At 39.9% G+C, this 20,086-nt stretch carries 21 protein-coding genes; 16 read left to right on the top strand and 5 right to left on the bottom strand.

Annotation, left to right across the window (positions count from 1 at the left end):
- Nucleotides 1-39 precede the first annotated feature (39 nt).
- The 12 genes from BCM40_RS13875 to BCM40_RS13820 all read left to right on the top strand — a co-directional run bounded on the left by BCM40_RS13875 (nucleotide 40) and on the right by BCM40_RS13820 (nucleotide 11,453).
- On the top strand, nucleotides 40-1,443 hold the full coding sequence (locus tag BCM40_RS13875; RefSeq protein WP_065525372.1) for an MBL fold metallo-hydrolase: 1,404 nt from the start codon (nucleotides 40-42) through the stop codon (nucleotides 1,441-1,443).
- Nucleotides 1,444-1,522: 79 nt separating this feature from the next.
- Complete coding sequence (locus BCM40_RS13870; RefSeq protein ID WP_065525373.1) at nucleotides 1,523-1,888, top strand: rhodanese-like domain-containing protein; 366 nt, start codon at nucleotides 1,523-1,525, stop codon at nucleotides 1,886-1,888.
- A gap of 164 nt (nucleotides 1,889-2,052) precedes the next feature.
- Entirely contained in the window at nucleotides 2,053-3,297 is a 1,245-nt protein-coding gene (locus tag BCM40_RS13865; RefSeq protein WP_065525374.1) for a dicarboxylate/amino acid:cation symporter, read from the top strand.
- 132 nt (nucleotides 3,298-3,429) lie between these two features.
- On the top strand, nucleotides 3,430-4,413 hold the full coding sequence (locus BCM40_RS13860) for a LacI family DNA-binding transcriptional regulator (protein WP_065525375.1): 984 nt from the start codon (nucleotides 3,430-3,432) through the stop codon (nucleotides 4,411-4,413).
- Nucleotides 4,410-5,291 (top strand): ribokinase, encoded by an 882-nt coding sequence (gene rbsK / locus BCM40_RS13855; protein WP_065525376.1) that lies wholly within the window; start codon nucleotides 4,410-4,412, stop codon nucleotides 5,289-5,291. The genes BCM40_RS13860 and rbsK overlap by 4 nt, the downstream gene beginning before the upstream one ends.
- The gene (rbsD, locus tag BCM40_RS13850) at nucleotides 5,288-5,674 is read left to right on the top strand and encodes a D-ribose pyranase (protein ID WP_065525377.1); all 387 of its coding nucleotides are present in this window, start codon (nucleotides 5,288-5,290) and stop codon (nucleotides 5,672-5,674) included. Before rbsK ends, rbsD begins: the two co-directional genes overlap by 4 nt.
- Before the next feature lie 18 nt (nucleotides 5,675-5,692).
- Nucleotides 5,693-7,195 carry a sugar ABC transporter ATP-binding protein gene (locus BCM40_RS13845; RefSeq protein WP_065525378.1) on the top strand — a complete coding sequence of 501 codons (1,503 nt, stop codon included), beginning with the start codon at nucleotides 5,693-5,695 and terminating at the stop codon, nucleotides 7,193-7,195.
- Nucleotides 7,176-8,120 carry an ABC transporter permease subunit gene (locus tag BCM40_RS13840; protein WP_008430277.1) on the top strand — a complete coding sequence of 315 codons (945 nt, stop codon included), beginning with the start codon at nucleotides 7,176-7,178 and terminating at the stop codon, nucleotides 8,118-8,120. The genes BCM40_RS13845 and BCM40_RS13840 overlap by 20 nt, the downstream gene beginning before the upstream one ends.
- A 13-nt stretch (nucleotides 8,121-8,133) precedes the next feature.
- Nucleotides 8,134-9,057 (top strand): ribose ABC transporter substrate-binding protein RbsB, encoded by a 924-nt coding sequence (gene rbsB / locus BCM40_RS13835; protein WP_065525379.1) that lies wholly within the window; start codon nucleotides 8,134-8,136, stop codon nucleotides 9,055-9,057.
- 170 nt (nucleotides 9,058-9,227) lie between these two features.
- Nucleotides 9,228-9,497, top strand: a complete 270-nt coding sequence (locus tag BCM40_RS13830) for a hypothetical protein (RefSeq protein WP_065525380.1) — start codon at nucleotides 9,228-9,230, stop codon at nucleotides 9,495-9,497.
- A gap of 279 nt (nucleotides 9,498-9,776) precedes the next feature.
- Nucleotides 9,777-10,499: a gamma-glutamyl-gamma-aminobutyrate hydrolase family protein gene (locus BCM40_RS13825; protein WP_065525381.1), complete on the top strand. Its 723-nt coding sequence runs from the start codon at nucleotides 9,777-9,779 to the stop codon at nucleotides 10,497-10,499.
- The gene (locus BCM40_RS13820; protein WP_065525382.1) at nucleotides 10,500-11,453 is read left to right on the top strand and encodes a dipeptidase; all 954 of its coding nucleotides are present in this window, start codon (nucleotides 10,500-10,502) and stop codon (nucleotides 11,451-11,453) included. It begins immediately after the preceding gene.
- 61 nt (nucleotides 11,454-11,514) lie between these two features.
- On the opposite strand, the gene BCM40_RS13815 is transcribed toward BCM40_RS13820, so the two are convergent.
- The 3 genes from BCM40_RS13815 to BCM40_RS13805 form a co-directional block, all read right to left on the bottom strand.
- Entirely contained in the window at nucleotides 11,515-12,411 is an 897-nt protein-coding gene (locus BCM40_RS13815) for a YihY/virulence factor BrkB family protein (RefSeq protein ID WP_065525383.1), read from the bottom strand.
- 146 nt (nucleotides 12,412-12,557) lie between these two features.
- Nucleotides 12,558-13,865 (bottom strand): hemolysin family protein, encoded by a 1,308-nt coding sequence (locus tag BCM40_RS13810; RefSeq protein WP_065525384.1) that lies wholly within the window; start codon nucleotides 13,863-13,865, stop codon nucleotides 12,558-12,560.
- Nucleotides 13,866-13,952: 87 nt separating this feature from the next.
- Nucleotides 13,953-14,582: an HD domain-containing protein gene (locus tag BCM40_RS13805; protein ID WP_065525385.1), complete on the bottom strand. Its 630-nt coding sequence runs from the start codon at nucleotides 14,580-14,582 to the stop codon at nucleotides 13,953-13,955.
- Between the two features lie 163 nt (nucleotides 14,583-14,745).
- On the opposite strand from BCM40_RS13805, the gene BCM40_RS13800 reads away from it, so the two are divergent.
- From BCM40_RS13800 to BCM40_RS13790, 3 genes are all read left to right on the top strand, one after another.
- On the top strand, nucleotides 14,746-15,222 hold the full coding sequence (locus BCM40_RS13800) for a metal-dependent hydrolase (RefSeq protein ID WP_065525386.1): 477 nt from the start codon (nucleotides 14,746-14,748) through the stop codon (nucleotides 15,220-15,222).
- Between the two features lie 60 nt (nucleotides 15,223-15,282).
- Entirely contained in the window at nucleotides 15,283-15,471 is a 189-nt protein-coding gene (locus tag BCM40_RS13795; RefSeq protein WP_065525387.1) for a hypothetical protein, read from the top strand.
- A gap of 171 nt (nucleotides 15,472-15,642) precedes the next feature.
- Nucleotides 15,643-17,289, top strand: a complete 1,647-nt coding sequence (locus BCM40_RS13790; protein ID WP_065525388.1) for an SLC13 family permease — start codon at nucleotides 15,643-15,645, stop codon at nucleotides 17,287-17,289.
- Nucleotides 17,290-17,315: 26 nt separating this feature from the next.
- Here BCM40_RS13790 and BCM40_RS13785 read toward each other — a convergent pair whose 3' ends face one another.
- Together BCM40_RS13785 and BCM40_RS13780 are read right to left on the bottom strand one after the other, a co-directional pair.
- Nucleotides 17,316-18,515: an MFS transporter gene (locus tag BCM40_RS13785; protein ID WP_065525389.1), complete on the bottom strand. Its 1,200-nt coding sequence runs from the start codon at nucleotides 18,513-18,515 to the stop codon at nucleotides 17,316-17,318.
- Nucleotides 18,516-18,642: 127 nt separating this feature from the next.
- Complete coding sequence (locus BCM40_RS13780; RefSeq protein WP_008430292.1) at nucleotides 18,643-19,074, bottom strand: hypothetical protein; 432 nt, start codon at nucleotides 19,072-19,074, stop codon at nucleotides 18,643-18,645.
- A gap of 310 nt (nucleotides 19,075-19,384) precedes the next feature.
- Here BCM40_RS13780 and BCM40_RS13775 point away from each other — a divergent pair, with 310 nt between their 5' ends.
- A complete protein-coding gene (locus BCM40_RS13775) occupies nucleotides 19,385-20,062 on the top strand; it encodes an SOS response-associated peptidase (protein WP_065525390.1) in 678 nt (225 codons plus the stop codon).
- Nucleotides 20,063-20,086 lie beyond the last annotated feature (24 nt).

The following is a 20,086-nucleotide window of genomic DNA, read 5'->3' as shown; positions in this document are numbered from 1 at the left end:
ATATTAAGGGTAATTAAATTATTGAAGGGAATTGATGATATGTTATTAAGATATTTCTATGATGAAAATTTAGCGCACGCTTCATATGTAGTAGGTTGCCAAGCATCGGGAGAAGCTATAGTTGTAGACCCAATGCGTGATATCACTGCTTACGAAGAACTTGCAGCAAAAGAAAACTTGAATATTGTCGGAGCTCTTGAAACGCATATTCACGCTGACTTTGTTTCAGGTTCACGCGAACTTGAAAATCGTTTTGGCGCAAAATTATATCTATCTGACGAAGGTGATGCAGATTGGAAATATCAAAATATCGATCATTTAAATCACCAATTAGTAAAAGACGGCGATCAGTTTAAAATCGGGAATCTGATTTTTGAAGTGATGCACACACCAGGACACACACCAGAAAGTATTTCATTCTTATTAACGGACCGCGGTGGTTCGGCAGATAAAGCAATGGGTATTTTCACTGGAGATTTTGTTTTTGTAGGAGACGTTGGTCGACCTGATTTACTTGAAAAAGCTGCAGGTGCCGAAGGAACTTCTAAAGCAGGTGCTAAAGATATGTTCGAATCACTTGAACGCTTTAAAAAACTACCAGATTATCTTCAAGTATGGCCAGCTCATGGTGCAGGAAGTGCATGTGGTAAAGCGCTTGGCGCAGTACCATCTACTACTGTAGGTTATGAGAAAATGTTTAACTGGGCATTGCAATACGATGAACTTGAAGCATTCCAAAAAGAATTATTGGATGGTCAACCTGAACCACCGTCTTATTTCGCTGTGATGAAATCAGTGAATAAAACAGGTGTAGAGTTAGTGAAGAATTTACCAAAACCACAAGCGATCCAATCTGCAGATGAGTTGAAGAAACTAATTGCAGATGGAGAGCAAGTTATTGATACACGTGCTTCTGCTTCATTTGCTAATGGGTATATCCCTGGCACAATTAACATTCCATTCAATAAATCATTTGCCAACTGGGCTGGATGGATTGTCGATTACAAAAAACCACTATACTTGCTACTCGATCCAGAATCTTTAGACAAAGTAGTAGAAGTGTTACGCTCTGTCGGCATTGACGGGGAAATTGGCTACGGAGATGCTTCGAAGCTAATTGAAGAAGCAGGAGAATTAGAATCGTATAAGAGTGTGTCTCCTGAAGAAGCGAAGAAAATGATTAAAGATGGCAAAGCCAATGTGCTTGATGTTCGAAATCAATCTGAATATGATGAAGGGCATATCGACCAAGCCAATCATATTATGATCGGTACACTAAAAAAACGATTAGATGAAGTGCCAACAGATAAAACAATCATTGTTCAATGTCAGTCTGGAGCACGTTCAGCGATTGCAACTAGTCTTCTTAAAGCAAATGGATTTGACGATTTGGTCAACCTTTCAGGCGGTTATGCAAAATGGCAAGAAGTATTATCGGTTTAATCAAGGCGACTAAATAAGTAGCCAAGTATGTATTACGTAATGCGATAAGCTTTGCTTATGGTATAAAAGGAGAAATGAAATGATAGCAAGCACAATGCTAATTGGACTGCCAGTTTCTATGGCAGTCTACAGCGTTTATAAAAGACATATCCCAGTCTCTGGCGTAAAACAGGCACAGCTTAATGAAATTGATGGTAATTCGTATGCGTTACTCGATGTTCGAGCTTATAATGTCTCTAACAATGAGGTAGTTTCTGATGCCTTTAATCTACCAATTTCCTATTTCACAAGAGGTTATAAGGAAATACCGCAAAAACCGATTCACTTAATCGCAGAAAATCAAGTTGAAAAAAACTTGGCAACTCGACTGTTACATCAAAAAGGATTTAAAGTCGTGAGCTATAGTTTAATGGGAAATAGCAAGATGCAAACGGCCTGTTGTTAAATAGAAACCTGTGTAAATGTACCCTCATTTACACAGGTTTTTTGTATGTTAAAATGATATTATTTTTTTAAAATAGATGGATTCTGACAATGGATTAAAAGTTGTAAAAAAGGTCTGCTTTCCTATAAAATAGTTTTACGTCTAGAAATGAAAGAGGGAAATGAATGAAAAAACCTGGATTAACTGCAAAAGTACTAACGGGACTCGTTCTTGGCGCTGTCGTGGGTTTGTTAATAAACCTATTCGCATCAGGATCATTTGAAGTAATAAATACATATTTATTTGTGCCGCTCGGCCAAATATTTTTAGGCTTAATAAAAATGCTAGTTGTGCCACTTGTTTTGTTTTCTATCATTCTTGGAACTGCGGGTCTTGGAGACCCTGCTAAGTTAGGAAGAATTGGTATTAAAACAGTAACGTATTTTCTAGTGACAACCACAATTGCAATAACAATTGGGTTATCATTAGCAGCTGTCATTCAACCTGGACTTGCAGGTGATTTTGATTTGTCATCAGCAGAGTTTGAAACAACAGAAGCGCCATCTGTAGGGGACACGTTATTGAACATGATTCCAACAAATCCAATTGCCTCTTTAGTAGAAGGTAATATGCTACAAATTATTGTATTTGCAGTTTTTGTGGGATTAGCATTAACGGCTCTTGGAGAAAAAACAAAGGGACTTGTTGCATTTATCGAACAAGGCAATGACGTCATGATGTATTTAGTAGGAATTGTCATGAAATTTGCTCCTTACGGAACGTTTGGTTTGATTGCTACAGCTGTGGGGTCACAAGGATTTTCAGCCATGAAAGCAATGGGCTCGTATATGCTAGTAATTGTAGCGGCACTGTTAATCCATGCGGTTTTTACATATGGAGGCACGATCAAGTTTTTAGCAGGAAAGAGCCCAGTGTGGTTTTTCAAGAAGTTTGCGCCTGCAATGAGTGTAGGTTTCAGTACATCGAGCAGTACGGCTACATTGCCAATTTCAATGGAAGTAGCCCAGGATGAATTGAATGTGCCGAAGTCGGTGAGTTCATTTGTGCAACCTCTTGGGGCAACCATCAATATGGACGGTACCGCAATTATGCAGGGAGTAGCTACAATGTTCATCGCCCAAGCGTATGGCATAGAATTGTCGACGATGGATTTGATGACCGTCGTTTTAACAGCAGTCTTAGCGAGTATTGGGACTGCAGGTGTTCCGGGTGTTGGATTAATCATGCTAGCGATGGTATTAAGTAGTGTAGGTCTTCCGGCAGCTGGCATTGGTCTTGTTATCGGAATCGATCGTCTATTGGATATGACTCGAACAGCGGTCAATATTTCTGGTGATGCTGCATGTGCCGTGTATATAGCAGAGACAGAGAAAATTAGAGAGCTACGCTTGAAAAATATGAATGCTTAAGAAAAAGGTTTCCGCAAATTAGCGGAAACCTTTTTTGTATGATTGGAAAATGTTCACATTGACAAAAAGAAAGTTGCATTATATATTATGTGTAACCGGTTACATACCGAGACAGAAACGGAGACGTTTTACATGACCACTATTAAAGATGTAGCAAAAAAAGCAGGAGTTTCAGTAGCTACAGTTTCTAGATTTTTAAATGACAGCGGATATGTTAGTGCAGAAGCGGCAAAAGCAGTAACTGCTGCAGTAGAAGAACTAAAATACGAGCTAAATCCGATTGCACGTTCGTTAAATACGAAAAAATCTAATTTAATTGGCTTGATCTTACCAGACATCACCAATCCTTTTTTTCCGGAACTTGCACGAGCCGTCGAAGATGTTGCTTTAACATATGGATACACGGTTGTGTTATGTAACTCCGATGAAAATCCAGAAAAAGAGAAAAATTATATCGAAACATTAAAGAAAAAATACATTGCCGGCTTTATCGTCACGTCCAACCAATTGGATGCTCCACATTACGCCAATGCTAATGTGCCGATTGTGGCACTTGACCGAGCGATTAACGAGAAAATCCCAACTGTTTCTTCTAACAATAAAGAAGGGGCTATTATGGGAACGAATGCGTTATTAGACCGAGGTTGCCAAAACATTCTTTTCTTAAGAGGGCCAGCAGAATTGAATCCCGCGAATGATCGTTGGGAAGGATTTATGGAAGCCATTCAACAGTCAAATGCGAAATACTTAGTGGTAACTTGTCCATTCCATTTCACCGATTCACAAAAAATTGTGGAGCAAGTATTAAAAGAAAATCCACAAATCGATGGTATTTTTGCAAGTAGTGACGTTTCGGCAGCTGGTGCATTAAAAGCAGCAAGTTTAGTTGGGAGACACGTCCCAAACGAATTGCAGATTATTGGCTTTGACGGTGTAGCAATGGGTGAGATGTTATCGCCTGGATTAACTACTGTTGCACAGGATGTGTATAAAATGGGTGCAATTGCAACGCGTGTTTTAATCAAGCGCATTGAAAATGAAATGGTCGAACAAAACTTTTATGAAGTTCCCGTAAAGTTAATCATTCGTGGAACAACAAGGAGCGTGGGTGAATGATTACAGTAGTTGGCAGCATTAATATGGATTTAGTCGTTAAAACCGATAACTTTCCAAAACAAGGTGAAACCACTTTAGGTACGCTATATACAACAGTGCCAGGCGGTAAAGGAGCTAACCAAGCAGTTGCAGCAGCGAGATTAGGAAGTGCTGTTCAAATGATTGGAGCAGTTGGACAAGACGCTTTTGGAACCGAACTTTTAGCAGGCTTAAAAAATGAAGGCGTATTAATCGATCAGGTCAAGCGTACAGATGGTACAAGTGGAATTGCCAACATTCTTTTATCGGAAGGTGACAACCGGATTATTGTAGTGCCAGGCGCAAACCATAGCGTGACGACAGAAGAAATTGACGCGTTAGCTGATCAACTAGTTAAAAGTGAGTTAGTCATTATGCAATTGGAAATGCCGATTTCTGTAGTTCAACGAACGTTGGAAATTTGTCATCAAAATGGAGTGCCAAGCATTTTAAATCCGGCTCCTGCAAGTGGATTCACTACAGAGATGTTGCCATTTTGTACATATTTAACACCTAACGAGACGGAAGCAGAAGAAATATTTGGCGAGAATTGGGAAAAAGCTTTAGAAGAATTTTCAAATCGACTGGTCGTAACGCTTGGTCAAAAAGGTGCGCAATTTTATGACGGAGAAAAGCACGTACTGGTTGAGGGATTTCCAGCAAACGTAGTAGATACAACTGGGGCAGGAGATACATTTAACGGAGCATTAGCAACAGCTTTAGTAGAGGAGAAAGAATTTGAATGGGCTGTGCGTTTTGCGAATGCGGCTGCTTCATTGTCTGTTGAGAAGTTTGGTGCACAAGGCGGTATGCCCGAGCGTACAGCGGTTTTAGAGAGAATGGCAGGTGATCGCATATGAAAAAGCATGGCATGATCAATCGTGACATTGCAGCAGCTCTAGCGCAGTTTGGTCACACCGATTTACTTGTTATTGCAGATTGTGGTTTGCCAATTCCAAAAGACATCCCTTGTGTTGACTTGTCTTATCAAGTGGGTGAACCTGCTTTTTTAACCATATTAGACGCAGTTCTTGCTGACTTTGAGGCAGAAGCGGCGTATATTGCCCAGGAAATAACAAGTCATAATCCTCATGTAGAACAAGAAGTTATGAACAGAAAAAAAGCGGAATTCATTACACATGAACAATTAAAAGACTGGAGCAAACAAGCGAAATTAATCATCCGTACAGGGGAAGCGACACCATACGCTAATATCGTTCTTCGTTCTGGTGTTATTTTTTAAAAAAGGCAGGTGAGTTTAATGATTAAAATGACGGATATCTCCAAATCGTTTAGTGGCAATCAAGTCTTAAAAAATGTTCATTTTACATTGGAAAAAGGCGAAATTCACGCCTTGATGGGCGAGAATGGTGCAGGTAAATCGACATTGATGAAAATCATGTCCGGAATTTATACACGGGATTCAGGCACAGTGGAAGTAAAGGGAGAAAAAGTCAATTTCACTTCTCCTAAACAAGCGGAAAAAGCAGGCATTGCAGTCATTCATCAGGAACTAAATATCCTGCCTCATCTATCGATTTCAGACAACCTATTTTTAGGGCGTGAAGAAACGTTTGGTCGAACAGGCATATTGAAAAACAAACAAATGGAAAAAAAGACGCGCCAAATCTTACTCGATTTGGGATTGGACATTAATCCAACAGATCCCGCGAGCTCCTTGTCCGTCGGTAAACAACAAATTGTCGAAATCGCTAAAGCCTTATCGGTAGATGCAGAAGTCATCATTATGGATGAGCCTACTGCAGCGCTGACAGATCGTGAAATTGATAGTTTGTTTAAAACTATTCGCGAACTCCAAAAACGGGGAGTTTCCTTTATCTACATCTCTCACCGAATGGAAGAGATTTTCTCGTTATGTGACCGTATTACAATTTTACGTGATGGAGAATTTGTAGGGGAGCGAAAAATTAGTGAAACTTCGTTTGATGAAGTGGTTCAACTAATGGTTGGTCGTGAACTTGGTGAACGTTATCCTGAACGTAACTCTACAATCGGGGACATCAAACTGTCTGTTAAAGGCTTGAAACGAACGGGTTGTTTTGAAAACGTTTCATTTGAGCTTCGAAAAGGTGAGGTGTTGTCGATTGCCGGATTAATGGGAGCAGGACGCACGGAAGTCGCTCAGTCACTTTTCGGATACAAAAAGCTTGATGGTGGAACCATTGAATTTGATGGTAAAAAAGTCAAAATCGATACGCCAAAAAAAGCGAAAGAAATGGGCATCGGTTATGTAACAGAAGACCGTAAATCAGAAGGGCTCGTAGTCGATTTTTCAGTAGAAGAAAACGTTAGCATGACAAACTATGAAGCCATTTCTAAAAATGGACTGATTTCTAAAGATAAAGAACGAAAGCTTTACGATTCGATGGTTCAACGTCTCTGTATTCGCACATCAGGACCCGATCAAGCCGCAAAATCTTTGAGTGGTGGGAATCAGCAAAAAGTGGTTATCGCGAAATGGCTCGGTATTGAGCCGGAATTACTCATTTTAGATGAACCCACACGCGGTGTCGATGTGGGAGCGAAAAAAGAAATTTATTCGATTATTAATGAGCTCGCTGAAAGAGGCGTTGCTATTTTGATGATTTCATCAGAACTGCCAGAAGTTCTTGGCATGGCCGATCGCGTGTTGGTAATGCACGAAGGAAAAATAACAGCAGATATACCAAAACATGAAATGACACAGGAACGAATTATGCATTTTGCTACAGGAGGTGGAAAACTTGCAGTTGAAGACCAGTAATCAATCCGTACTTCAAAAAATAGCTCCATTTATCGGTTTATTTCTTATTATGACAATTATCACGATTTTAAATCCTGACTTTTTATCTGTTTCAAACTTAATGAATGTACTTCGGCAAGTGTCCATTAACGCCTTGATTGCTTTCGGAATGACGTTCGTTATTTTGACGGGCGGTATCGACTTATCGGTGGGTTCAACCTTAGCGTTAACGGGTGCTGTAACGGCAGGACTCATGGCTAGTGGCGTAGATCCAATTTTTGCGATGTTACTAGGCTTGCTGCTAGGAGCGATTCTTGGTGCAATTAACGGGATTATTATCGCAAAAGGAAAAGTGGCGCCATTTATCGCAACATTAGCGACAATGACCATTTACCGTGGGCTAACACTCGTGTATACAGACGGTCGGCCAATTTCTGGATTGGGTGATAGCTTAACTTTCCAAATGCTCGGTAAAGGTTATTTTCTTGGAGTTCCGATTCCAGTCGTGACCATGATTATTAGTTTTGCGATTTTGTACTTCATTTTGAAAAAAACGACTTTTGGCCGCCGTGTTTACGCAGTAGGTGGCAATGAAGAAGCGTCGATCTTGTCGGGAATCAATGCAGACCGTATCAAAATTTATGTCTACTCGTTGCTTGGTTTATTGGCAGCGGTCGCTTCATTGATTTTGACATCGCGTTTGAATTCAGCACAACCAACGGCTGGAGAGATGTTTGAACTGGATGCAATTGCCGCTGTTGTACTTGGCGGCACTAGCTTAACAGGTGGTCGAGGGTGGATAGTTGGAACATTGATTGGTGCTTTAATTATTGGGGTACTGAATAACGGATTAAATTTAATCGGGGTTACCTCCTTCTTCCAACAAGTGGTGAAGGGTGCAGTCATATTATTAGCGGTTCTTCTGGACCGTAAAAAAACAACATAAGGGGTGCAGGAAAATGAAAAAATTACAATTGGGGTTCATGTTACTGGTCATGATGATTTTGGCGGCTTGTTCAATGGATGCTCCAGGATCAAGTTCTGAAGAAGAAAGTGGCGACGGCGGCGAAACAAACGGCGATTACACAATTGGGTTTTCAATCTCGACGTTGAATAATCCGTTCTTCGTTACATTAAATGAAGGCGCTGAAGCAAAAGCAAAAGAATTAGGCGCAACTTTAACAGTTGTTGATGCACAAGACAACGCTTCAAAACAAGCAAGTGATGTAGAAGATTTAATCCAGCAAGGTGTAGATTTGATTATGATTAACCCAGTAGACTCAGAAGCAGTTGCGGCAGCAGTAGAGTCCGCTAATGCAGCAAACATTCCAGTTATTACGGTTGACCGTAGTGCTGCAGGTGGCGAAGTTGTATCTCATATCGCTTCAGATAATGTTGCAGGTGGAGAGATGGCAGGAGAGCACTTAATTTCACTAGTTGGTGATGGCGCTAAAGTGGCAGAACTTGAAGGCGTTCCGGGATCTTCAGCAGCACGTGAACGTGGCGAAGGCTTTAACAATGTAGCAGGTGGAACGTTGGATGTTGTTGCAAAACAAACAGCAAACTTCAACCGTGCAGAAGGCTTATCGGTTATGGAAAACCTTCTTCAAGCAAACCCTGACATTACGGGAGTATTTGCTCATAACGATGAAATGGCGTTAGGTGCACTTGAAGCAATCGAAGCTTCAGGAAAAGACATTGCTGTAGTTGGATTTGACGCAACAGACGATGCAGTAAAAGCGGTAGAAGATGGCCGTCTTGATGGTACAGTCGCACAAAAACCGGCGATGATTGGTGAAATGGCAGTAGAAGCAGCTGTTCAATCACTTGGTGGTGAAGAAGTTGAAGCATCTATTCCAGTTGAGTTGGAATTGATCAAATAAAATTAAGGTTATGGATATTACAGGCTGTAGATTCGCTCGAATAGTTGAGTGGATCTACAGCTTTTTATGTAGAATAGAACGTAGAAGTTTCTTGTTACTTTTCACTGTAGCGGCTATTTGGTGAATATCTGGTATACTATGTTCAAAACTTAGTGTAGGGGGCCAGTATGATGAAGGATGTCTGGGTGATAAAGTATGGCGATCACACAATTCGTGTTGTTAATACATGGACCAATGAAAAGTTATTTGTGGACGGCGTTTTACAAGATGAACAAGTAGGCTTGCATTTGACTTCCCGTTTGTTTGGAAAAGTGAAAAACAAAGATGGTGAATATGAAGAGATTAAAGTATCGATTGGCTCTTTTTTATGTAAAATAGAATGCCGTATTTTTGTAGGAGATCGGTTAATTTATACAACAAAGCAGCAAATGAGCGGATGAGTTAAATCATAAGCTGCAATTGAAAATCAGTAGAAACTTTCTGTTTCTACTGATTTTTTAGTTGGAAAGAGTAGGTGGATGGATCTACTAATAGAATTAAACGATAGATTAATGTGATTTTAAATAGACCCTATACTTGATTTGAAAATAAGTTTCTTGCCCCTATATTCCGTTTTTATACAATTCATATTTGATAAAGTTCTTGTATTTGCTAGTATTCCACCAGAAAAGTCTGTATGTTTATTATATTCAGTTTTTATAACCAGGAGGTATACATAGATGAAACCGATTATTGGAGTTACCGCCTCTTTAGAGTTGGGGCGGGACGAATACGGCATTGAACTTGCGGACACAGAAGCAATACTTGCAGCAGGAGGTTTACCGGTTATGCTTCCGCATTTGGTTGAAGAAGCAGATTTGGATGAAATTGCCGAGCATATTGACGGGTTATTTTTAGCAGGGGGTTATGATATTGATCCGACTTTATTTGGCGAGGAACCTCATCCAAACCTTGGAGTAATTATTCCATCCCGGGATGCATTTGAATTAACTTTAACTAAAAAAGTATTAGCTATGAATAAGCCTATCTTCGGCGTATGTCGTGGAGCGCAGATATTGAATATTGCCGTAGGTGGAGACATGTATCAAGATATTACAACACAAGTAAAAGCGGACTTGTTACAACATCAACAAAAAGCACCGAAATTTCATGGCTCTCATTTTGTGGAGATAACTGAAGGGTCCTTACTCAACCGATTGACAGGACAAATGCGCATAAAAGTGAATAGTCGCCACCACCAAGCCAATCGTTTAGTCCCTGCTCCATTTGTCGTAAGTGGCCAAGCGAGTGATGGCACTATAGAAGCAGTTGAAAGTACGCAACATCATTTCGTACTTGGTGTGCAATGGCATCCCGAAAATATGGCAAGAGCAAAAGATATAGCCTCGGTCAAACTATTTGCCGGTTTTGTGGATGCTTGCAGAGAAGAGGGAGATGAGTAGATGAAAATTTTTGATACCCATTGTGATGCGTTACTGAAGTTGCAAATGGCCAAGCGTAATGCTTTGTTTCATGGAGAATTATTAGATTTCCAGCGCTCAAACGAATTGGATACCAATTTTGAACGCTTGCAAGCTGGAGGCGTGAAAGTGCAATTTTTCGCTATTTTTATTCACCCTGAATTTCCTTCTGATGAAAAATGGCAGCACGCTCTTGAGCAGGTGGACTTGTTCTATAGTGAGATAATCGGAAAAAATCCATTGATGAAGCATATTAAAAATTGGAAAGACATTGATTCGCTAAAGTCCAATGAAATTGGCGCCGTATTAACGCTAGAAGGTGCAGATGCATTCGGTAATGACTTGATGAAGCTGCATCAGCTTTATCGCTTAGGGGTGCTGTCAATTGGATTAACGTGGAATAATGCCAACCTTTGTGCAGATGGTGTTGGGGATCCAAGAGGAGCAGGATTAACCCTGCTCGGCAAAGAAGTGGTTCGTCTCAATAACGAGCATCATATCTTCACAGACGTTTCCCATTTGTCGTTAAACGGATTTTGGGATGTAATGGCGTTGGCAAAATACCCAATCGCTAGCCATTCTAATGCGCGTGCACTTTGCGATCATCCACGCAATCTGAATGACCAGCAAATAACAGCCATGTTCGAAAAAAATGGAATGATTGATGTAGTGTTTTGTCCAGATTTCATCAATAAAGATAGTGAACAAGCGACCATATCGGATTTGATCCGTCATGTAGATCATTTTTGTGCGCTTGGCGGTGTAAAAAATATTGGCATCGGATCAGATTTTGATGGGATTTCTTCATACATTACAGATCTCAACAATGCATCGGAATTTCCAAATTTGATCAATGAATTGCAGAAGCATTACTCAGAAACAGAAGTTGAAGGCTTTGCATATCGCAACTTTTTGGAGCATCGACCAGGAATGTGAACCCCACAACAAATAGTAAAACTAAAAAGGCCATTCATCAACGTGATGAATGGCCTTTTGCTTAATACTTATTCATTGAGGATTCTGTATTTTTTCCTTTAACATGGCTATTAGCGAGTGCATCGGAAGACGCATTCTTTTTCGCAGTTCTGCGTCTATCTAAAATTGCATTTATTTCGGCACCAATAACCAAAATTAATCCTGTTAAGAAGAACCACAACATCAAGACGATGAGTCCCCCTAAACTACCATAGGTAGCAGAATAACTACCAAAGTTAGAAACGTAAATCGAGAAGCCAAATGAAACTACTTGCCATAATACTGTGGCGATTACTGCTCCGATAAGTACCTCTTTAAATGGAAAGTGTTTGTTTGGTGCAAATTTATACATCAATGCCAATACTAAACTCATGACTGCAACCGAAATCACCCAACGAAGAACTTGGAAAATAATTTCAGTTTGCTCTGGTAAATTTAACGTTGATTTAATGATGCTAATAATTGTACCGCCGAAGATTGGTAAAACAAGTGCAATAATAACAGCCACAAGCATACCAAGTGTTAAGCCAATTGCTGTTGCTTTTAATTTGAAAAAAGAACGGGTTTCTTCAATATCGTAAGCTTGATTGGTAGCGTTGATAAATGCTGTTAAAGCATTCGAAGCAGACCAAAGTGTACCTAGTATACCAAATGTCAATAAGCCACCTGATGGCGTAGTGACAACACTAACAATAGTGTCTTCGAACGTGTTTGCTACTTCTCCAGGGAGAATGCTGCGGATAAACTCGATTGCTTTGGCCGGATCAATTTGAAGATAAGGCAAAATAGACAGCAACAAAATCAATAAAGGAACAATAGCTAATAAATAATAATAAGCTTGTGCTGCAGCAAGGGTGGTAGCATTATCTTTTTTGAACTCACCACCAAGTTCTTTAACGAATCCCATCGCTTTACTCATCTGATAACCTCCATTAAAAAATACTTTGTCTATTTGTATATGCCCTGTTGTAGAGTGATTTAACCATGAAATTAGTAGAAAAATTACAGTGAGTTAACTGAATGCTTTTAGATAAAAAAAAGAATGTCCGCTAAAGGGACATTCTTTTAAAGTGTTTTTGGTAAGATATCACAAGCAACTTTTAAAATGTGGTGATTTTCCATTTCAACGATAGACCATTGGCATCCTTCTTTTACAAAGCGATCACCCGTTTCAGCTTCAATTAGCTGATGCTGAATCCAACCAGCAATGGTATCAATATCGTCGCTGTCTTCAAAGTTAAAACCAAAACGTTCTTCCAGATCTTTTAACAGGACACGACCATTTAGAAGATAGCGTGTGTCACTTTCCTTAATAATTTCTTCGTCTTCGTCTTCATCAAATTCATCACGAATTTCTCCAACGATTTCCTCTAATATATCTTCCATGGTGATTAAGCCCGACGTTCCACCGTATTCATCGATTACGAGCGCGATATGCGTACGATCTTTTTGCATTCTGACTAATGCATTTTGAAGAGGAGTCGTCTCATGAAAATAAGGCAAGGCATGTATAAGTTCTGACATCTCAAATTGGCCATTAACAGCGTAATGCGTCAATACTTCTTTCGCATTGATAAATCCAATAAGATCATCTTTATCTCCATCTCTTGCAATAGGGTAACGTGTAAAACGATGATCTCGGATTTCTGAAAGAAGTTCTTCGTTTGTTAAATCATCGGAAAAGGCAATCATTTGAGTTCGTGGTATCATGACATCTTTTGCACTGCGCTCATCAAAAGCGAAAATGTTCTGCATGTAGGACAATTCGGTTTGGTTGATTTCGCCACTTTGAAAACTTTGGGCCATAATGATTTTCAGTTCTTCTTCTGAATGGGCTTGGTCTTCTTTCGCAGGTTCGATGCCGAAAATCCGCAAAAGAACGCGAGCAGAACCATTTAATATAAAGATAAACGGATACATAATTTTGCCAAACCAATACAAGAAAGGAGATAGAAAAAGAGTCATCCGCTCAGTAAATTGAAGTGCCAATGATTTTGGTGCCATTTCCCCTAGGACCACGTGTAAGAACGTCACTAATGAGAAAGCTAAAACAAATGAAATGATGGTTGAGGCGGAAGAAGGAACATCGAGCATTTCAAATAAAGGATAAAAAAGGCGTTCAACTGTCGGTTTTCCTAACCAGCCTAAGCCGAGAGCAGTTACCGTGATCCCTAGCTGGCATGCAGACAAGTAATAATCAAGATCATTAGTAATTTTTTTGACCAGTACAGCTCTTTTGTTTCCTTCATCGATTAATTGGTCGATGCGCGACATCCGGACTTTAACGACGGCAAATTCCGATCCGACGAAAACAGCCGTTAACGCGATTAATAAGACGAGTAAAGCTAAATTCAATATAAGTATGGGGTCCAATAAATTCCCTTGTTAAGGGATTCACCTCCGAAAGTAGTTGTTGATGTTAAATTTACCATAATTTTACCTCGAAATATAGAGTGAAGCTCAATGCTCGGCCATGATCTTACGTGTCAGCTCTTTTACATCGATGGCAGTGTCTTCGTTAATAACATCATCAAGCATAACGTTTTTGAAATACTCAACACTTGCGGGCAATGGAAGACCCAATAATTTAGTTAACGCAATCCGGTACATCACGACGAATTCTTTATCCGTATTGCCTCGCTTTAACTCTGCAAAAGCTTCATAAAACTGGTCTAGCTTATCGGCTAACTCTAGTAAACGACCTTCTACAGTATCGTCCTTTCCTTCTTTCATGCGTTCAAAAAAAACATCATGAAATTCTTTAGGAATTTCTCGGAGGATAAACTTTTCCATCATGCCTTCTTCTACTTGAGCGATCATTTCCTTTAGTTCAGGAGAGGCATATTTGACCGGTGTTTTAATATCGCCGATAAATACTTCTGCAAAATCATGATTGATGGTTTTTTCATACAAAGATTTCCAATCGATTTCTCGGCCGGCACGTTCTTCAATGGTTGCAAAAAACATTGCGTACTGACTGACTTTCCACGAATGGGCTGCAACATTATGTTCTTCAAATTTGAACATTCCAGGTGCACGAATAATACGTTCTAAATCATTTAATGAAGTAAAAAAGCGATGAATTCCCATAATGACGCCTCCTTTTATAGTTCTGTGTGGAATATTCACTGTAAAATAGAACCCAGTGCTTAATAGAGTTCTATATACACCGCCAATTTCCCTATCTTCAGCATACACGATTTTTAGTATAATAAAAATGAGCTCAAATCAAGTACGACAAAGGAGAAAAAGCATGACAGGGAAAACACACATTATTGGCGGTATAACAGCAAGTCTTGCTTTTGCACAAATTACAAATTATGATCCCATTCTTTTAACAGGAGCAGGAGTAGTGGGGGCAGTAATTCCGGATATTTGTCATAGTGGCAGTAAAATTGGGAGAACGTTACCGGCATTATCAGAAATAATTAGTCGTCTTTTTGGACACCGAACATTTACACATAGTCTGCTATTTCTAGCGCTGACAGCTTTCATATTGGAGAGTTTCGTGACAGTAGAAGCCTTATCGGCAGGGTTGCTAGTAGGGATGCTCAGTCATATCGTCTTGGATATGGCGACCAAAAGAGGTGTTAAATTGTTTTTTCCATTCAAATGGACAATTCGCTTTCCAGTAACTGCGACTACTGGAGGCGCTTCCGAATATTTGGTTTTCTCACTCCTTTCACTTCTGACTGTATACTTCGGCTACGGTGTTTTTCTTCCACAATAAGGGTTTTGTTTTTATTTCTTAGGGAAATGAAAATATAAATACTTGAAGGAGGAACGTTTTATGGCAAAGAATGATTTTTCAGAACACGCAAATCCAAAAAGTAGCCAAAGCCAGCGACAAGGGGAAGAATTTAAAAGCATTGACGAACAGGCAAAAGACCGCGGGGAAAAGATGAGGGAAAAAGGAGCTCATAGCAATAAAGGCATTGGCGATGAAAACAATCCAATTGGTGAATCGCAAGAGCGCTAAAAGTATTGAGAAATAACGAGTATTAAGGCAGGGGCTTAAAGTCTCTGCCTTTTTATAGAGATAATTATAAGGAAATAAATAAGCCTTTCAGCAACTTGTTTGTAAAAGTGTAAACGGATACAATTAGAAAGGTAATTATTGGATAATACATTAAAGAGATGGAGGGGTAGCATGATTTCTGCAACATGGAATTGGATGTGGGAAAAACACGATCAAGCAAAAGAGACATTTCGATTATTTACAAATCCTGAAGCAGGTATGCCTGACAATCGAGATCGGGCTGAAGACGCTGGGTCTTATGATGAACGCAAAAAAAAGCGGAGTTATAATGCGCCGCAACTCATTGGGTTAATCCTAGGTCCGTTGCTGTTTATTTTAACTTTGCTATTCTTTAATCCAGACGGACTACCGCCTGAAGCAAAAGCGATACTCGCGAGTACAATCTGGATTGCCACTTGGTGGATTACAGAAGCCAGTCCAATTCCAGCAACATCTCTCTTGCCAATCATTCTTTTTCCAATGACTAAGGGGCTCGATGTCAGCGCTACAACTTCAGCGTATGGCAGTGATACAATCTTTTTGTTTATGGGTGGTTTTATGATTGCCCTGACAATGGAGAAATGGGATTTGCATAAGCGAATCGCCTTAACTATTATTTCTGTAATTGGAACGAACACGGAACGCATCATTCTTGGTTTCATGGTTGCGACAGGATTTCTGTCAATGTGGATTTCCAATACTGCTACGGCGATGATGATGGTACCAATTGGCTTAGCCATTATTTATCAAGTATCGGAAGCTTTAAAATATAATTCTTCAATCGATACTTCAAAAGAGAATTTCAGCTTTGGTAAAGCTTTGATGCTAGGGATTGCGTATTCTGCATCTCTTGGGGGAATTGCAACATTGATCGGAACACCTCCGAATACGTTACTTGCAGGTGCAGTCAATGAAATTTATGGTATTGAAATCACTTTTGCCCAGTGGATGTTGTTTGGTGTACCATTAGCATGGATTTTTATATTAGTTGCTTGGGTTTACCTAGTAAAAGTTGCTTATCCACAAAAATTGAAGCATTTACCAGGAGGTAGCGAAGTAATACGTCAGCAAAAAACTGACTTAGGTGGAGCTTCTTACGAAGAAAAAGCAGTCTTTGTAGTCTTCTTAGCAGTAGCACTTGCTTGGATCAGCCGCTCATTTGTCTTGGATGCTTTTGCGCCCAACCTCGAAATGACTGACGCAACGGTCGGGTTAATTGCTGCGATGGTATTATTCATTATTCCTTCTAAAAACAAAAAGGGCGATCGCTTGCTAGACTGGGCCACCGCTGTCAAGTTGCCTTGGGGTATTTTGCTGCTGTTTGGTGGGGGACTGGCTATTGCTGCGGGATTTACAAGTTCCGGGTTGTCTGAATGGATCGGCAATCAGTTGATTGGGCTACAAGGCGTGAATGTTCTAACCATAATTTTGGTAGTAGCTGCGCTCGTGTTGTTCTTGACCGAAATTACTTCAAACACAGCTACTGCTTCGATGATGTTCCCGATTATGGCATCACTTGCAGTTGCTCTTAGCATTCATCCTTATGCACTGATGGTGACGGCAGCCGTCGCAGCGTCTTGTGCATTTATGTTGCCAGTTGCAACACCTCCGAATGCGGTCGTGTTCGGCTCTGGATATTTGAGGATTTCAGATATGGCCAAAGCGGGATTTGCGCTTAATATCTTTGGTATTTTCTTTGTTGGACTTGCGGTATTCTACTTCTTACCGCTTGTTTGGGGGATAGACCTTATGTCGATCCCAGCGGATTTTCTTAAATAAGATTTAACTGATAGCAAAAAGCAGGCTCACCTCCGGGTAGAGCCTGCTTTTTTTCGGTAAAGAGTAATGGCCATTATGTAAAGAAGTGGCAAAATAGCACTGAATAGAACTAGGCCAGTCCAACCACCAGAGGTCCATAAAGGACTTAACACAGAACTTCCTGCTGCGACGCCTATATAGTACGATACCAAATAAAGGCTAGAAGCACTGCCTTTATGATGAGTTGCTTGCTGGCTGACAGAAGCAGCAGTTAGGGCGTGAGCAGTGAAAAAGCCGAGGCAAGTGACACAAAGACCAACAACAATCATCCAAAGATAAGGACTAAGTGTCATGAAAATGCCAGCAGATAAAATAAATACACCTGCTAGACGGACATTACGTATGCTGAATTTTTCAGCAACACGACCAGCCATTGGCGAGCCGATGACACCAATACCATAAGCGAAAAACAAATACGATATCGCCTGCAACGACATAGAAAATGGAGAGGCTTCTAGATAAAAAGGCAAATACGTCCAAATGCCAGTAAAAGAAGTTTGCAAAACTGTACCAAGACCAAAAACCACCAGTAGAGCAGGGTTTTTTAAGTGAAACAAGAAGCCTTCTATATCTTTTGCAAAGCTTACTTGGCTAGAGTTGAAATTCTGTGATGGTGGTAGTAAATAAAGGACAATAACGAATATGAAGAGTCCTGTCACCGCAAAAGCATAAAAGGAAATTTGCCAAGAGAAATGGTCAGTTAAAAAGCCTGTTGAAATTCGACCCATCATCCCACCGAGGACATTGCTAGAAATATAAAGTGCAGTCGCATAAGCGATGTTTTTTCGATCGATTTCCTCACTTATGTACGCAAGAGCAGCAGCAGGAACACCTGCTAGTGCAAAGCCTTGAATAAAACGAAGAAATAATAAGATAGAAAATGAATCGGTCAAGGGAATGATGAAAAAAGGAATGGCAGAACCGAGTAAAGAATAAATAATATACGATTTTCTGCCGTTGCGATCCGAAAAAAATCCGAGAACAATTAGTCCAAGTATTAAACCGATAATGGTTAGTGATAAAGATAAGCTAGCTGTGGAAACTGGAACTTGAAATTCTTCTACAAAAACCGGCAACAATGGCTGAACAGCATACATATTGGCAAACGTAAATAACGATGCAAATAGAAGACTGAGGATGATTTTCCAGAACTGACGATCTTTAACGGTATAACGAGGAGATTCCATAAATCACATCCGATCGACAATCACTAATGAGTGAAGAGGTCTATAATACTTGCTATTTTACCATTAATCATCCAGTTGTTCGAAAAAGAGCAACAGAAAACCCGCATGCAGAGGCAGCGGGTTTTTCTTATAACTTATTGAAAAAAGAAAGAATTTGTTTTTTAGTAGGTTCTTGCAAACGATAACGTAGTTCTTTGTTTTGTGTGTTAACAATATGATAAGCAGGATTTTCAGCAACAGTGAATTTCCAATGTGGTTTTGTATTTTTCTTTTTAATTTGTAGTTCAGGAAGCATCATTTTAGACGTGAAGCTTTCCAATTTTGCCATTAAAAAGGTATCCATGTACCGTACAATCAAAAAGCCTTGTTGGCGTTCTGGATCGAACTTTGCCAAATTAAATTCACTGACGTCAAATCCCTTTTCATATCGCTGAACAGATGGAGATAACACAAAACAATCTTCATTCGTAAAAATTGTTGAGTTTCCTTGTTGTTTCAGCCCTAATTCTTCAACCAGAAAATCCTTGTTGACGAGACTCATTTCGCGTGCAGTAGCCATGTGATTCCTCCTAATATAAATCGTAGTTCTTCTATTATAACACTATTTCGCTATTTAAGGGACCTTAACGAATTTTCCATAGTTTTAGAGTCTGGAGAATATAAAAGCTTAACGCTGTAAATACAACTCGATAAAGACAGAAAATGAGCAATAGTGCAATAAATCATGGCACTTTAAAGACAAAGACAGGAGGAGTTTTACAAAATGAATGTTAGTTTAGTGTTTCAATCATAAAGCCAACCAGAAAGGAATAAAATGAATTTTCTGTTATATTAATAGTAACAACAAATTAAGGAAGGGTGCGATAAAGGTGTGTGGAAGATACTCATTGTTCACTGATTACACAGTGTTGATTGAGCGCTTTAACATCGAAGAAGCAGCGCTTGACAAAGACGAATACTCCGCAAGTTATAATGTTGCTCCTTCTCAACAGGTAGTAGCGGTTGTTAATGATGGAGACAAAAATCGATTAGGTGAATTACGGTGGGGCTTAATCCCACCATGGGCAAAAGATATGAAAATTGGCTACAAAATGATCAATGCACGATCAGAAACAGTAGCGGAAAAGCCTAGTTTCCGTAACGCATTTAAAAAAAAGCGCTGCTTAGTGGTGGCAGACTCTTTTTACGAATGGCAACATAAAGACGGAGAGAAAATTCCAATGCGCATCAAATTAAAGACTGGAGAGCCTTTTGCTTTTGCGGCACTTTGGGAATCGTGGAAATCCCCAGATGGCCAAATCGTCAATAGTTGCTCGATTTTGACGACGGCGCCCAATGCGTTGATGGAGTCTATTCACGATAGAATGCCGGTTATATTATCTAAAGCAGATGAAAAGACCTGGCTAGACCCACGGATAGAAGATGTGGAGACATTGAAAGCTTTATTAAAACCATATCAAGCAAAAGACATGGAAGCGTATCGCGTTTCTCAAGAGGTAAATTCTCCAAAAAACAACAAGCCGGAATTGATCGAAAAAGTCGGCTAAAGCAAAGGGGCTGTATATCGTACG

It is taken from the genome of Planococcus donghaensis, assembly GCF_001687665.2.
GTDB lineage: Bacteria > Bacillota > Bacilli > Bacillales_A > Planococcaceae > Planococcus > Planococcus donghaensis.
Note: the sequence above shows the minus strand (reverse complement) of the source record. Positions and strands in the feature narration are given on the sequence as shown.